The organism is Pseudomonas agronomica (assembly GCF_025917275.1).
Classification (GTDB): domain Bacteria; phylum Pseudomonadota; class Gammaproteobacteria; order Pseudomonadales; family Pseudomonadaceae; genus Aquipseudomonas; species Aquipseudomonas agronomica.
Map to the genome: position 1 here is coordinate 14,815 of NZ_JAOSHO010000024.1, position 14,085 is coordinate 28,899.

Below are 14,085 nucleotides of genomic sequence, written 5' to 3' on the forward strand. Positions count from 1 at the left end.
CGATGAGCAACGACGATCGTACCCAGTTCATGCCGACGCCCGGTGGCCGTGGCGCGGATCCGTTCCGTCCGGACCCGGCACGCCAGCAGCCGGCACCCGCGCCGGCGCCGTTGTCGATGCCGGCCGCGCCGGTCCTGACCGGCAAGGCCCAAGGCCTCAATCCGCTGGAAAGCGCGGCCGGCCCGTTGCTGGCCCTGCTGACGCGCCTGCGCAACACCATCGCCCACCCGGCGCCGGCCAGTCTGCGAGCGCAACTGTTGGCGTACCTGCGCCAGTTCGAAGAGCGCGCCGAGGCCGCCGGCGTGGTGCGCAACGACGTGTTGCTGGCCCGCTACGCCTTGTGCACCGCGCTGGATGAGGCAGTGTTGAGCACGCCGTGGGGCGGCACCAGCGACTGGGGCAAGCAGAGCCTGTTGATCACCGTGCACAACGAAGCCTGGGGCGGCGAGAAGGTGTTCCAGCTGCTGGAGCATTGCCTGCAAAGCCCGCGCGAGCGCCTGTATCTGCTGGAGCTCTTGTACCTGTGCATGTGCCTCGGTTTTGAAGGCCGTTATCGGGTGATGAACGACGGCCGCAGCCAACTCGAAGCGTTGCGCGAGCGCACCAGTGCGGTGATCCGCAGCGCCCGTGGCGACTATGAACGCGAGTTGTCGCCGCACTGGCGCGGCGTCACCGTGGCCCGCGATCGACTGGCGCAATTCATGCCGCCGTGGATCGCCGTGGCCATCGGCGTGGCTTTGCTGCTGGCGCTGCTGTTCGGCCTGCGCATGAAACTGGCCGCCGATGCCGAGCCGGTGTTCAAGAACATCCATTTCCTCGGTGAAATCCCGGTGCAGACCATTGACCGTCCGGTGGTGCAGCCGAAAGTGATCGAGCGCCCACGCCTGGCCGGTTTCCTTGCCGATGAAATCCGCTCCGGCAAGGTCGCCGTGGAAGACGCCGTCGATCGCTCGGTGGTGACCATCCGTGGCGATGAACTGTTCGCCTCCGGCAGCGCCAGCATCAAGGATGATTTCCAACCGCTGATGCTGCGCATCGCCGATGCCGTGCGCAAGGTCAAGGGCCAGGTGCTGGTGACCGGCCACAGCGACAACCGTCCGATTGCCACGTTGAGGTTCCCGTCCAACTGGGCCTTGTCCGAAGCACGGGCGCGGTCGGTGCTGGACATTCTTTCGGCCAAGACCGGCCAGCCCGAGCGCTTCAGCGCCGAGGGCCGCAGCGACACCGAGCCGCTGGCGTCCAACGCCACGACCGAGGGCCGTGCGCGCAATCGTCGGGTTGAAATCACAGTGTTGGCGGAGGGGGTCGAGTGAAGGCGTTTTTCAGTTTCATGATCCGCTGGGTCATTCCATTGCTGGGGCTGATTGCCCTGAGCCTGATCATCTGGTTCGTTGGCCCGCTGCTCGATTGGCTGGTGCCTGAAGGGCGGCGCTGGACGTTGATCATCCTGGTGTTCGCGGTGTGGATCGCCTACCGCGTGTTCCGTATTATCCAGGCGCGCCGTCAGGCGGCCGAAGTGATGCGCAGCCTGGCCGCGCAGACCCCGCCCGACCCCACCAGCATCGCCACCGCCGAGGAACTCGAAACCCTGCGCCAGCGCATGGACGAAGCCCTGGCCTTGCTCAAGAAAGCCAAGCTCGGCGGCGACGAGCGTCGCAACCTCTACGAACTGCCGTGGTACGTGATCATCGGCCCGCCCGGTTCCGGCAAGACCACCGCGCTGGTCAACTCCGGCCTGCATTTCCCGTTGGCCGCGCAGCTCGGCGCCGGTGCCGTGCGCGGCGTCGGCGGCACACGCAACTGCGACTGGTGGTTCACCGACCAGGCGGTGCTGCTCGACACCGCTGGCCGCTACACCACCCAGGACAGCGACGCGACCGTCGATAAAGCCGCGTGGCTGGGCTTCCTCGGCCTGTTGAAAAAGCAGCGGGCGCGACGGCCGATCGACGGCGCGTTCATCGCCATCAGCCTCTCGGACCTGCTGCTGGGCAGCGACGCCGAACGCGCCGCCCACGCCGCCGCGATTCGCCTGCGGATCCAGGAGTTGTACACCCAGCTGGGCGTGCGTTTCCCGGTGTACCTGATGCTGACCAAGCTCGACCTGGTGCCCGGCTTCATGGAGTACTTCGACAGCCTGAGCAAGGAAGAGCGCGCCCAGGTCTGGGGCATGACCTTCGCCCTGGACGATGGCAAGAGCAACGACAGCCCGTTGGCGCACCTGCAAAGCGAATTCGCCCTACTGGAGCAGCGTCTCAACGACCGCTTGGTGGAACGCCTGCAACAAGAGCGCGACCCGGCGCGGCGCGACCTGATCTACGGCTTCGCGCAGCAGTTCGGAGCGCTGAAGGACTGCCTGCAAAGCTTCCTCGACGGCGTGTTCAAACCCAACGCCTTCGAAGAGCGGGTGTTGCTGCGCGGCGTGTATTTCACCAGCGGCACCCAGGAAGGCAGCCCGATCGATCGCCTGATCGGCTCCATGGCCCAGAGTATGAACCTGGACCGCCAGCACCTGGCGCGCCAGACCGGCACCGGGCGCAGCTACTTCATCGAAAAACTCTTCAGCGCCGTGGCGTTTGCCGAGCGCGGGCTGGTGGGCGTCGACCCGAAGGTCGAGCGTCGACGCAAATGGATCGCCCGTGGCGTGCTCGCGTCCACCGTCGTGCTGGTGTTGGTGGTCAGCACGTTGTGGTGGGTCAGCTACCGCGCCAACCAGGCCTACATCGCCCAGGTCGATCAGAAAGTCGCGCCGCTGGGCCAGACCGTGCAGAACCTCAGCCCGGCCCAGCGCGACGTCCTTGCGGTGTTGCCACTGCTCAATGCCGTCAAGCATTTGGCCGGCGACGCGCCCGACTGGGCCGAAGGCCTGGGCCTGTATCAGGGCGACATGCTCGAAGCGGAGTCCGGCAGCGTCTACCGCAAGCTGTTGATCGCGGTGTTCGCGCCACGCCTGCTGACGCGCATCGAAGAGCAACTGCACAGCGGCGGCAATTCGGACTTCCTCTACGAAGGCTTGAAGGCTTACCTGATGCTCGCCGACAACGAGCATTACGACGCCGACTTCATCAAGGCCTGGATCGCTTTGGACTGGGACCGCAGCCTGCCGCGCGACCTGCCGGCCGAGCAGCGCCAGGCCCTGACCGGGCATTTGCAGGCCCTGTTCGAGCGGCGTCCGCCGACCGCGCGCCTGGACCCACGCCTGATCGAAGACCTGCGCCGGCAGTTGCAACAACTGCCGGTGGCCCAGCGTGTCTATGACCGCATCAAGCGCCAGAAGCTGCCGGACGGCATCCCGGACTTCCGCATCAACGAAGCCGCCGGACGTGACGCCGCGCTGGTGTTCAGCCGCAAGAGCGGCAAGCCGTTGGGCGAACCGTTGAGTGGCTTCTTCACCGTCAAGGGCTACCGCCAGGGCTTCTTGCTCAGCAGCCTGAGCCAGACCGGCACCCTGGCTGAAGAGCAATGGGTACTGGGCCACGAAGAGGCCGACCAGCAGAACGTCGCCAGCCTGGCCGCCGATGTGCGTCGCTTGTACTTCCAGGACTACATGCGCCAATGGGACGCCTTGCTGGCCGACATCGACTTCGTGCCGATCACCAGCGTGGCCCAGGCCGCCGACGTGCTGCGGGTGATTTCCGGCCCGACCTCACCGTTGAAAAAACTGCTGGTGGCGGTGGCCAAGGAAACCGACCTGCAACAGGATGAACGCCTGCTGGCCGCACAAGGCGCGCCGGTGGAAGGTGGCGTGGACAAGCTCAAGGAACGCCTGGGCAGCCTGCTCGGCCAGGAACAGGCGACGTCGAACGCGCCGGCGGCGAGCGATGACCCGATCACCGCGCATTTTGCCGAGCTCAACAGCATCGTCAACAAGAACGAAGGCGAACCGGCGGCCATCGACGGCCTGCTGTCCGACATGAATGCGCTGTACGTGCAAGTCAGCGCCATGGTCGGTGCCAGTGGCGACGCCTTGCTCGGCGAGGCCAAGAACCAGGCGTCGGCCGCCGCGACCCGCGTCAGTCTCAATGCCGAACGCCAGCCGCCGCTGGTGCAGGGCCTGGTCAAGTCGGTGGTCAACTCCACCACCAACACCATGATGGGCGGGGTGCGCAATCAACTGAACGCCGCCTGGACCAGCGAAGTGGTGAACATCTATCGCCAGTCCCTGGCCGGGCGTTATCCGATGTCGCCGGGCAGTGCGCGGGACGCGACCCTGGATGACTTCGGCCAGTTCTTCGGCGTCGGCGGGGTGATGGACAACTACTTCCGCAAATACCTGCAACCGTACGTGGACACCTCGACGCAGACTTGGCGCTGGCAGCCGGGCGCGGCGCAGAAGCTCGGCATTTCCCCGGGTGTGCTGCAGACCTTCCAGCGCGCGGCGACCATCCGCGATGCGTTCTTCCGTTCCGGCGGCACGCAGCCGATGGTGCGCTTCGAGCTCAAGCCAGTGGCGATGGATTCGACCATCACCCAATTCCTCCTCGACCTCGACGGCCAGCAGTTGAGCTACGACCACGGCCCGAGCCGCCCGACCGCCATGCAGTGGCCGAACCCCGGCAGCATTGGCGTAGTGCGGATCTCGATCATGCCACCGTCGTCCAGCGGTCGTTCCGGCATCACCCTGGACGGGCCGTGGGCCTGGTTCCGCCTGCTGGAGCAATCGGACCTGACCGCCGGCAACTCGCCGGACCGCTTCAACCTGCGGCTGCGGGTCGATGGCGCCAGCGCCTCTTACGAGTTGCGCGCCAACAGTGCGTTCAACCCGTTCAAGAGCCGCGTGCTCAGCGGGTTCAGCCTGCCGGAGCGTCTATGAGTACGCCGGGCTTCTATGGCAAGTTGGCCAGTCGCGGGGATTTCGTCAGTCGCGGCTTGCCCCAGAGTTTTATCGGGCCGTGGGACTCCTGGCTGGCGGCGGGTTTGCTGGCCAGCCAGGCCAGCCTCGGCGAGCGTTGGCTGGACGCCTATCTGGTCAGCCCGCTGTGGCGCTTCATGGTCGCACCCGGCGTATGCGGGCCGGACGCTGCCGTTGGCGTGGTGATGCCGAGCATCGACCGGGTCGGGCGCTATTTTCCGCTGACCGTCGCGGTGTTGCTTGAGCCCGACGCTGACCCGGCGTCCGTGGTCGGCGGCGCGGACGACTGGTTCGAGCGGGTCGAAAACCTGTTGCTGAGTACGTTGAGCGTCGAGGCCAGTTTCGAGGCGTTCAACGAACAATTGGAAACCCTGGGCAGCCCGATGTACCTGCCACGCACCCCAAGCAGCCGTTTTGCCAGCCTGCATCGCTTCGATGCCACCGACCCGCAGCGACGCATGGGCGCCCTGGCCGAGTCGGCCTGCGAAGGCGCGAGCCTGTGGTGGGGCCAGGGCTCGGAGCGCATCGCGCCCGGTTTGATGCGCTGCCAGGGATTGCCGGCGGCGGCTGATTTTGCGCAATTTTTGCTCGGCCAAGAAGGTGTTGTGTAGATGCGTCCAAGTGCCGGAAAAGCAATCAAGTCTGCCAGCAAGAGCCATGTCGGCATGGTCCGCCAGGTCAACGAAGACGCCTGCCTGGACCTGCCGGAAAACGGCCTCTGGGTCGTGGCCGATGGCATGGGCGGGCACGCGGCGGGCGACTACGTCAGCAGCCTGATCGTCGATAGCCTGCGCAGCATTGCCGTGGGCCGTTCCCTGGATGAATACATCGCGGCGCTGCAAAGCGACCTGTTGCGGGTGAACGCCGCCGTGCGCGAAGAAACCGCCAACCGTGGCGTGACCATGATGGGCAGCACCGTGGTGGTGTTGGCCGCCCGCGACCTGCGCGGCATGTGCCTGTGGGCCGGTGACAGTCGCCTGTATCGCCTGCGCGACGGCGTGCTCGAAAGCATTTCCCGGGACCACAGCTACGTCCAGGACTTGCAAGACAGCGGCCTGCTCAGCGAAGCCGAAGCCCGGGTTCACCCGCGCGCCAACATCGTCACCCGCGCCATCGGCGTCGAGGCGCAACTGAACCTGGCGATGACTGAGCTGTTGCTGGTGCCCGGCGACAGCTACCTGTTGTGCAGCGACGGCCTGACCAAGACCGTCGAGGACGAAGAAATCCGTGAAGTCTTGAGCCACGACGAGCCCGGCGAGATCGCCAGCAGCCTGGTGTCCCTGGGCCTGATGCGCGGCGCGCCGGACAACATCACCGTGGTCGTCGTGAAGGTGCCGTCATGAGCTTGACCCTGAACATTGTCATCCCTGGCTACGACATCGACGGCGAGATCGGCGAAGGCGCGATGGCCAGCGTGTACCTCGCGACCCAGCGTTCGCTGGAACGCAAGGTGGCGCTGAAAGTCATGGCCGCCGCCCTGGCCGCCGACCCGACCTTCTGCGAGCGTTTCCTGCGCGAAGGCAAGACCCTGGCGCGCTTGTCGCACCCGCACACCGTCACCATCCATGACATCGGCAACGTCGGTGAGCTGTATTACATGGCGATGGAATACCTGCCCAACGGCACGCTCAAGGAACGCATCGCCGCGGGCCTGACGCCGGAGCAGGGCCTGACCTACATCCGCCAGATCGCCTCCGCCCTGGGTTACGCCCACGGCTTGGGCCTGGTCCACCGCGATGTGAAGCCGGCCAACATTCTCTTTCGCGCCGACGGCACGGCGGTGCTCTCGGACTTCGGCATCGCCAAGTCCCTGGACGATCGCACCCAGTTCACCCAAGCCGGTTTTGCCGTCGGCACTCCGAGCTACATGAGCCCGGAACAGGCCCGAGGCCAGGACATCGACGGCCGCGCCGACCTCTACGCCCTGGGCGTGGTGCTCTACGAAATCCTCGTCGGCAAGCTGCCGTACACCGGCAACGACGCGCTGTCCACGGCCCTGGCGCACCTGACCGAACCCTTGCCGGAACTGCCGGTGCATCACGGCCGTTACCAGGACGTGCTGCGCAAGCTGCTGGCGAAGGATCCGGCGGAGCGCTTCCCGGACGCGGCGGCGTTGCTGCGGGCGTTGGACAATTTGCCCCAGGAATCGTCGGAAGCGACGCTGATCCGGCCGTTGACGTTTGAACTGCCTGCCGTGCCGCCTGCGGTGGATGACTTGGCGGGCTTGACGCCCATGTCCATCGACATTCCCAGCGGTCCGGCTTACTCGCAGCCACAACCCAAGCCCGTGCCGCCGCCGATCAAGCCAACACCTCAATCCACGGTCTCGGAGCAACGCAAGGGGCCGGTATTCGCTCTGGCTGCCGTTGCGGTCGCCGTGGCGCTGGCGTTGGGCGGCGCGGGTTATTGGTGGTTGGCCGGCGGCGACGGCAAGGAAGTGAAGACGCCGGTGGCCAAGACAACATCGGTCAAGCCTCCGGAGGTCGCCCCACCGAAAGCCCCCGAGGTACCTGCGGTCAAGCCTCCCGTCGCCCCTCCAGCCCAGCCGCCCGTGGCGACCGAGGCCGACGGCGGCCAGCGCCCGCTGCTGATGGCCGGCAAGAAAACCCTGTTCCAGCGCGTGCTCAGCAAACCGGGGGCGAAACTCGCCGACGCACCGGGTGCCGCGCCGGGCAAGGCATTGCCGGCGTTTTCCGTGTTGTATGTCTACCAGCGCAAAGACGTGGATGGCAGCGGATGGGTGCGCGTCGGCGCGGCCACTGACGGGCGTAGCGACGGCTGGCTGCCCGCCGCCCAGGTCAGCGACTGGAAGCAGAGCCTGGTGCTCAAGTTCACCGAACGTTCCGGCCGTGCGCCGGTGATGTTCCTGCGCCAGCCCGGCGAGGTGGAGAAGCTGCTGGCTAATCCGTCGGCGGCCAAGAACGTGTTGCTCAAGGCCCAGCAGAGTCCCCAGGACGACCAGCAAGTGCTGGCCCTGGAACCGGCTGCCAGCGCCGTGCCGCAGGACCAGTTCTACCTCTTGCCGATCTTCGATTCCCGCGAGAGCTTCGACGATAACGGCCAGCCGGTGCAGTTGTTGAACGTGGCCTCCATCGACCCTGGCAACAGCCCCAAGGCCGCGTCCAACACGCCGATCACCACCGCCAATGCCGATGCGTTCCGTACCGCCGTGGTGCTGGTGGTGGACACCACCGTGTCCATGCAGCCCTACATCGACCAGGTCCGCGACGTCGTGCATCAATTGCAGACCCGCATCGCCGAACGCGGCGAACTCGACAGCGTCAGTTTCGGCATGGTGGGTTTCCGCAGCAGCATCAAGAAAACCCCGGGCCTGGAATACACCGCCAAGACCTTGATCACCCTGGAACAGGGCCGCGACCCGCAACGCTTCCTGGACATGGCGCGGCAGGTCAAGGCCTCCACCGTATCGAGCCACTCGTTCAATGAAGATGCGTTTGCCGGCGTCATGGAAGCGGTGGAAGGCATGGACTGGTCCGGCTACGGCGGGCGCTTGATCCTGCTGGTCACCGATGCCGGTGCGCTGCGCAAGAACGACCCGTTTGCCGCCACGCAAATGAACGAGGCCGAAGTGCGCCAGGCGGCGTTGGGCAAGCAGATCAAGATCTACGCTCTGCACCTGCTCAGCGACGCCGGCAAGAAAACCCACGCCGGCGCCCAGACCCAATACCGCACGCTGACCGCCGATGCCAACCCGCAGATCGGCGACCTCTACATCCCGGTGCCGGGCGCCGACGTGCGCAAGTTTGGCGAGCGCGTGGACGAGATCGGCTCGGTGTTCGCCGACCTCGTCCATCAAGTGCGCAGCAACAAGCCGCAAAGCGTGCCGTTGCTCAGCGCCGCGCCAAGCCTGGCCGACAAATCGGCAGCGGTCGGCTACGCGATGCACATGGACTTCCTCGGCCGTAAATCCGCCAGCCAGGCGCCGCAACTGGTCAGCGCCTGGACCGCCGACCGTGACCTGACTAACCCGGCGCTGCCGGCATTCCAGGTCTGCGTGATGCTGACCAAGCTGCAACTCAACGACCTTCAGCAATCGCTGAAACTGATCGTCGACGCGGCGCGCAAGACCCAGAGCTCGCCCAAGGATTTCTTCCAGGAAATCGCCAGCGCCAGTGCCTACATGAGCCGCGACCCGTCGGCCCTGCGCAAGGGTGGCAACCTCGCCACGGGCGGGATTCTCGGCGAGTACCTGGAAGGGCTGCCGTACCGCAGCAAATCGCTGAACATGACCCAGGACCTGTGGCTGTCGTTGAGCGTCGCCGAGCAGGAGGACTTCATCGACGAGCTGGAATCGAAGATCCGCCTCTACGAAACCTTCCACAACGACCTCGCCAACTGGGTGCGCTTCGGCGATGCCGAGCCGGGCGATGCGTTGTACCGCGTTCCGTTGTCGACGCTGCCGTGATGCTGAGCCTGAGCGCGGTGCACAAGAGCCGGGGCGCCGGCGGCCAACGCTACAGCCTGGTGATTCCACGGCTGCACCTGCGCGCCGGTGAACAACTGGCGGTGGTCGGTCCCAGCGGCTGCGGCAAGAGCACCTTGCTGGACTTGCTCGCGCTGGTGCTGGCGCCGGATCAGGCCGGGCAGTTCGACTTTGCCCCTGCCAATACGCCGCTGGACATCGCCAAATTGTGGCGTGCGTCGCAACAAGACACCTTGGCCGAGCTGCGCAGCCGTCACCTGGGCTATGTTCTGCAAACCGGTGGGCTGTTGGGCTTCCTGGACGTACGCGGCAACATCGAGTTGTCGCGCAAATTGCTGGGCTTGAAGGATGACGGCAGCGTGAAGCGCCTGGCCGGACAATTGGACATTGCCGATCAACTGGACAAGAAACCGGCGGACCTTTCCGTCGGCCAGCGCCAGCGGGTCAGTTGCGCCCGGGCGTTGGCCCATGGCCCGCGCCTGCTGCTGGCCGATGAGCCAACCGCCGCCCTCGACCCGCTGAACGCCGAGCGCGTCATGCAATTGCTGGTCACCCAGGCTCGTGAGCACGGCGTGTGCTGCGTGGTTGCGACCCATGACGAAGCGTTGGCCCGCGCCAGCGGCTTGCAGGTGCGCCGCATCAGTTGCCGTCGCGATGCCGACGGCGGCGTCACCGCTACGCTCGGGGAGGCTTGCTGATGCGCGGCGCACTGGTGGCTTCCCTGGCCTGGCAGGATTACCGCAACGACGCCTGGCTGTCGGCGTGTTCGGTGCTGGCATTGGTGGCTGTGGTGGCGCCGTTGCTGGTGCTGTTCGGCCTGAAGTTCGGCCTGGTCAGCAGCCTGACCGAACGCCTGCAAAACGACCCGGCCACCCGGGAAATCATTCCCTTGGGCGGCGGCCGCTTCAGTGCCGGATTCGTTGAACAGTTGGCGCAGCGCAGTGATGTGGCGTTTGCCTTGCCGCGCACCCGACAGATCGCGGCCACGGCGGACCTGAGCAGCGAGGCTGCCGCCGTCACGGTGGAGATGATTCCCACTGCCGCTGGCGACCCTTTGTTCGATCACCTGCCGGTGCCACAAGGTTTGGATCAAGTGGTGCTCAGCCAGACTGCTGCTGAAAAGCTCGGCGCCAAGGCGGGTGATTGGTTGCAGGCCAGTTTCGGTCGGCAGGTGGCCGGTCGCAGCGAGGCGCAGCGCACAAAGGTGCAAGTGCTGCACGTGCTGCCGCTGGAAGCGTTTGCCCGGGATGGCTTGTTCGCACCGCTGGCCTTGCTCGAAGCGGCCGAAGATTATCGCGACGGTCGCGCCGTGCCCGCGTTCGGCTGGCCGGGCGATGCGGCGGGCGAGGCTGGGCAGCGGGTCTATCCGGCGTTTCGCCTGTACGCGCGCAACCTCAGCGATGTCGAGCCGCTGCGCCAGTACTTCGCCGGGCAGAACCTGTTGGTGTCGACCCAGGCCCAGACCATCGCACAAGTGCAATCGTTGAGCCGCAACCTGTCGATCGTGTTCTGGATCATCGCCGGGTTGGCGTTGGCCGGTGCCTTCGCGGCGATCTTTGCCGGCGCCCTGGCGGCGGTCGAACGCAAGCGCCGCGAGCTGTCGGTGCTGCGCCTGTTGGGGGTTTCCACCGCGGCCCTGTTGTTGTTCGTGGTGTTGCAGGCGCTCTACAGCGCCACGTTTGCGGCCCTGCTGAGCGCTGGCCTGTATGGCCTGGCGCAGTCGGGCCTGAATCTTTTATTTGCGCAGATGCCCGGCGAGTACGCCAGCCATCTGCTGGTGCGTCATTACACCTTGGCCCTGGTGGCCGTGCTCGGCGTCAGCGCCGTCGCGGCGGCTTGCGGTGGTTGGCGGGTGGCGCGCATCCAGGCGTCTGAAGGAATTCGCGATGTATAAGTTACTGGGCGCCGCCGTGGCGCTGAGCCTGGCCAGTCTGGTCTGGGCGGATGAGGGCACGGACAAGCTGGATAATCCCAAGCCGTTGCCCGACGACGTCAGCCTGCCGCTGCCGTGTGAAGGACAGATGGTGTTCCGCTACGTCTACATCCTCGCCCAGGGCACCCTGGACGACCGCGAGATCAGCCTCGGCTACCCGTTCAGCGAAGGCGAGGCGGGCTATCAACAGTCGTTCATTTCCGGCTACCGGCGCGACTTCATCAACGGTCAGTTCACCCTCAAGGACCTGCCCAAGGACTGGAACAAGACCATCTCGCCGTTGATGCCCAAGACCGACGCCAAGACGCCACTCAAGCCGATGCTGTATTTCATCGGCAAGTACGAAGTCACCGCTCGCCAGTACGCCCAGGTCATGGCGCAGGCGCAATCCCTGGCCAGCGGCGAGCCGGCCCCGGGCTGCGAAGCCTTGCAAGCCGATTTGCCCCAAGGCATGGCCGGGCGCCTGCCCAAGGTGAAACTGTCGAAGTTCGAGGCCGAGCGCTTCTCGGCGGTGTACAGCGCCTGGCTGATGAAATATCACAAGGACCTGCTGCCGGTGAGCGGACGCGGCACTTCCGCCGAAGATGGCGGCCTGGGCTTCGTGCGCCTGCCCACCGAAGTGGAATGGGAGTTCGCCGCCCGGGGTGGGCAAGCTGTGAGCCGCCAGGACCTGGAAGGCCGACTCTTTCCGCGACGCCTGGAAGGCAGCGAAAGCGACGGGCCGCTGGCCGATTGGGCAGTGTTCAACCAGGTCGCCGGCGGCACCGGCCAAGCCGCGCGGCTGATGCCCATCGGCACCAAATTGCCCAACCCCATCGGTCTGTTCGATGTGGTGGGCAACGCCGCCGAGATGGTCCAGGAATCGTTCCAGTTGGTACACGCCGGTCGCCGCCAGGGCGCCTATGGCGGCTTCGTGGTCAAGGGCGGTAATTACCTGGAAGGCGAGGGCACGCTGTTCACCGGCATGCGCCGCGAGTACCCGTTATTTGCTGCCGACGGCACCGAGCAAAGCAACGAAACCACCGGTTTTCGGGTGGCCGTCGGCGCGTTGTCGGCGCCGCGTTCGCGCTACAAGGAATTGTTCGCCCAGTGGCAGAAAGAGGGCCGGCTCGCGTCCTTGACCGATGCCATCGACGACGCCGACGACCCGACCAAGCGCCTGGACAGCATTATCTCCGCCAGCACCGATCCGCGCCTGCAAGCCGAGTTGGGCCTGGTCAACGAAGAGCTCAAGCGCAACGTCTCGCTCATCGCCCAGCAACGCGAAGAAGCGGCGGGCAACCTGATCCAGTCTTCGGCGCTGGTGGCGGAGACCATCAACAACTACAACATCCGCCTGACCAATCTACAGAACAGTCGGCAGGCGGCCCTGGATGCCAAGGACGAGGCCAGCGCCACGCTGTTCGCCACGGCCATCGACAACGGCCGCAGCGCGCTGGACGGCGCGGTGGCGATCTACATCGACAACCTGGCAACCGGCACGCGCTACACCGATGCCGTGATCCAGGCGCAGTTCCAGCGCATCAAGGAAGAGCTTGAGCGCAAACCGGTACTGGGCAAGAGCCTGGTGGCGCGTGCAACGTTATTCGTTCGTCATGTCGGGGATTATCGTCAGCAGAAACGAGCCGACCCGGCGGCGATATTGAAGGAATTGCTCGCATCGAATGCTCAGCGGTCTTGAGTGTTCGTTGTCAGCGAGCTTGGAAGGGACTCAGGCGGCGATAGGGCTGCGCTGAGCTGGTCAAAACTTAAACGAGAACACAACTATGCTTTTCTCCCGTAAACCTTTTGCTTCGGTTTCCAAGCGTCATTTGCTGCTGGTCGCTGTTGGCTTCAGCACCGTACTGACCGGCTGCGCTTCGTCGCCGACCTCCAAGGTCGCTTCGAGCACCAAGGTCGAGTACTACCCGAATTGCTACGAGCCGGTGCAGCACCTGCGCTCCACCGAAGGCAACATGACCAAGTCGGTCGTCACCGGCGCAGCCGTCGGTGCCGTCGGTGGTGCGCTGCTGGGCGCCCTGACCGCCGACAAGGAAGACCGTGGTCGCAACGCCGCCATCGGTGCCGCGGGCGGCGCCCTGGCCGGTGGTGCAGCCGGTTACTACACCGAGCGCCAGAAGCAGATCGCCGATGACAACATGCGCATCGCTTCCTACGCTGCCGACGTCAGCAAGAGCGCTTCGGACATCGACCGCAGCACCGCGTACGCCAAGGCTTCGCAACAGTGCTACCAGAACGCGTTCAGCAAATTGGTCGCCGACCGCAAGGCCAAGACGGTCAACGACACCGAGGGCCGCAAGCGCCTGGCGGAAATCGTCGCTGGCCTGAAAGAGTCGAACGACCTGATCGTTGCGGTGAACGGCAAGGCGTCCGAGGACCTGAACAACTACACCCAGGCTTACGAGAAGGATCTGCAGCAGGTGGGTGTGCAGCGTACTGACGTGGTGACCGTGGCCACTGCTGACACCACGCAGGTTGTGGCGGCGCAGACCAGCACCAAGACCAAGAAGAAAGTGACGCCGGCGAAGAAGAAAGAGCTTCCGGTGGTGCCGAAAGAAGCGGTCGCTACCGAGAAAACCTTGCAGGATGCCAAGGCCAAGCAGGATCAGAGCAAGCAGGTTGCCAGTGCCGGTACTACGCAGGTGAACAGCATGTGCAAGAACCCGGACCTGGGTGACTGGGCGCCGGTTCCTTGCCCGAATGTTTAATCGGGTGCATATCCGTTGCTGCGGTGATGGCGGCTGGCGGTTACGCCCTTACGGCGTGTCACTTTTGGCAAACGCCCCAAAGTAACCAAAAGGTCTTGCCCCACCACTCGGCACCTCGCCTAGGCTCGGTGTGCCCGAACGCAGGCATTGC

The 14,085-nt window shown here is 65.4% G+C and carries 9 protein-coding genes; all 9 read left to right on the forward strand.

From position 1 onward, the window contains the following. The first annotated feature begins 2 nt into the window (after positions 1-2). Positions 3-1,313, forward strand: coding sequence for a DotU family type VI secretion system protein (locus tag OC610_RS04090; RefSeq protein ID WP_030138245.1), 1,311 nt, complete (start codon positions 3-5; stop codon positions 1,311-1,313). Then, complete coding sequence (tssM, locus tag OC610_RS04095) at positions 1,310-4,810, forward strand: type VI secretion system membrane subunit TssM (RefSeq protein ID WP_264426638.1); 3,501 nt, start codon at positions 1,310-1,312, stop codon at positions 4,808-4,810. Before OC610_RS04090 ends, tssM begins: the two co-directional genes overlap by 4 nt. Next, complete coding sequence (tagF, locus tag OC610_RS04100; RefSeq protein WP_264426639.1) at positions 4,807-5,460, forward strand: type VI secretion system-associated protein TagF; 654 nt, start codon at positions 4,807-4,809, stop codon at positions 5,458-5,460. The genes tssM and tagF overlap by 4 nt, the downstream gene beginning before the upstream one ends. Further along, complete coding sequence (locus OC610_RS04105) at positions 5,461-6,192, forward strand: PP2C family protein-serine/threonine phosphatase (RefSeq protein ID WP_030138248.1); 732 nt, start codon at positions 5,461-5,463, stop codon at positions 6,190-6,192. It begins immediately after the preceding gene. Then, positions 6,189-9,275 carry a serine/threonine-protein kinase gene (locus tag OC610_RS04110; RefSeq protein WP_269807897.1) on the forward strand — a complete coding sequence of 1,029 codons (3,087 nt, stop codon included), beginning with the start codon at positions 6,189-6,191 and terminating at the stop codon, positions 9,273-9,275. The genes OC610_RS04105 and OC610_RS04110 overlap by 4 nt, the downstream gene beginning before the upstream one ends. Then, on the forward strand, positions 9,275-9,991 hold the full coding sequence (locus OC610_RS04115; protein WP_264426640.1) for an ABC transporter ATP-binding protein: 717 nt from the start codon (positions 9,275-9,277) through the stop codon (positions 9,989-9,991). The genes OC610_RS04110 and OC610_RS04115 overlap by 1 nt, the downstream gene beginning before the upstream one ends. Beyond that, positions 9,991-11,187, forward strand: coding sequence for an ABC transporter permease (locus OC610_RS04120; RefSeq protein WP_264426641.1), 1,197 nt, complete (start codon positions 9,991-9,993; stop codon positions 11,185-11,187). Before OC610_RS04115 ends, OC610_RS04120 begins: the two co-directional genes overlap by 1 nt. Further along, positions 11,180-12,907, forward strand: a complete 1,728-nt coding sequence (locus OC610_RS04125; RefSeq protein ID WP_408636534.1) for a formylglycine-generating enzyme family protein — start codon at positions 11,180-11,182, stop codon at positions 12,905-12,907. The genes OC610_RS04120 and OC610_RS04125 overlap by 8 nt, the downstream gene beginning before the upstream one ends. A gap of 85 nt (positions 12,908-12,992) precedes the next feature. Further along, a complete protein-coding gene (gene tagQ / locus OC610_RS04130; protein WP_030138253.1) occupies positions 12,993-13,934 on the forward strand; it encodes a type VI secretion system-associated lipoprotein TagQ in 942 nt (313 codons plus the stop codon). The last annotated feature ends 151 nt before the right edge of the window (positions 13,935-14,085 follow it).

Excerpts from the sequence above, each read along its gene's own strand:
- tagF (WP_264426639.1), top strand. The coding sequence starts at position 4,807 with ATGAGTACGCCGGGCTTCTATGGCAAGTTGGCCAGTCGCGGGGATTTC.
- OC610_RS04110 (WP_269807897.1), top strand. The coding sequence starts at position 6,189 with ATGAGCTTGACCCTGAACATTGTCATCCCTGGCTACGACATCGACGGC.
- OC610_RS04125 (WP_408636534.1), top strand. The coding sequence starts at position 11,180 with ATGTATAAGTTACTGGGCGCCGCCGTGGCGCTGAGCCTGGCCAGTCTG.
- OC610_RS04090 (WP_030138245.1), top strand. The coding sequence starts at position 3 with ATGAGCAACGACGATCGTACCCAGTTCATGCCGACGCCCGGTGGCCGT.
- tagQ (WP_030138253.1), top strand. The coding sequence starts at position 12,993 with ATGCTTTTCTCCCGTAAACCTTTTGCTTCGGTTTCCAAGCGTCATTTG.
- OC610_RS04115 (WP_264426640.1), top strand. The coding sequence starts at position 9,275 with ATGCTGAGCCTGAGCGCGGTGCACAAGAGCCGGGGCGCCGGCGGCCAA.
- OC610_RS04105 (WP_030138248.1), top strand. The coding sequence starts at position 5,461 with ATGCGTCCAAGTGCCGGAAAAGCAATCAAGTCTGCCAGCAAGAGCCAT.
- OC610_RS04120 (WP_264426641.1), top strand. The coding sequence starts at position 9,991 with ATGCGCGGCGCACTGGTGGCTTCCCTGGCCTGGCAGGATTACCGCAAC.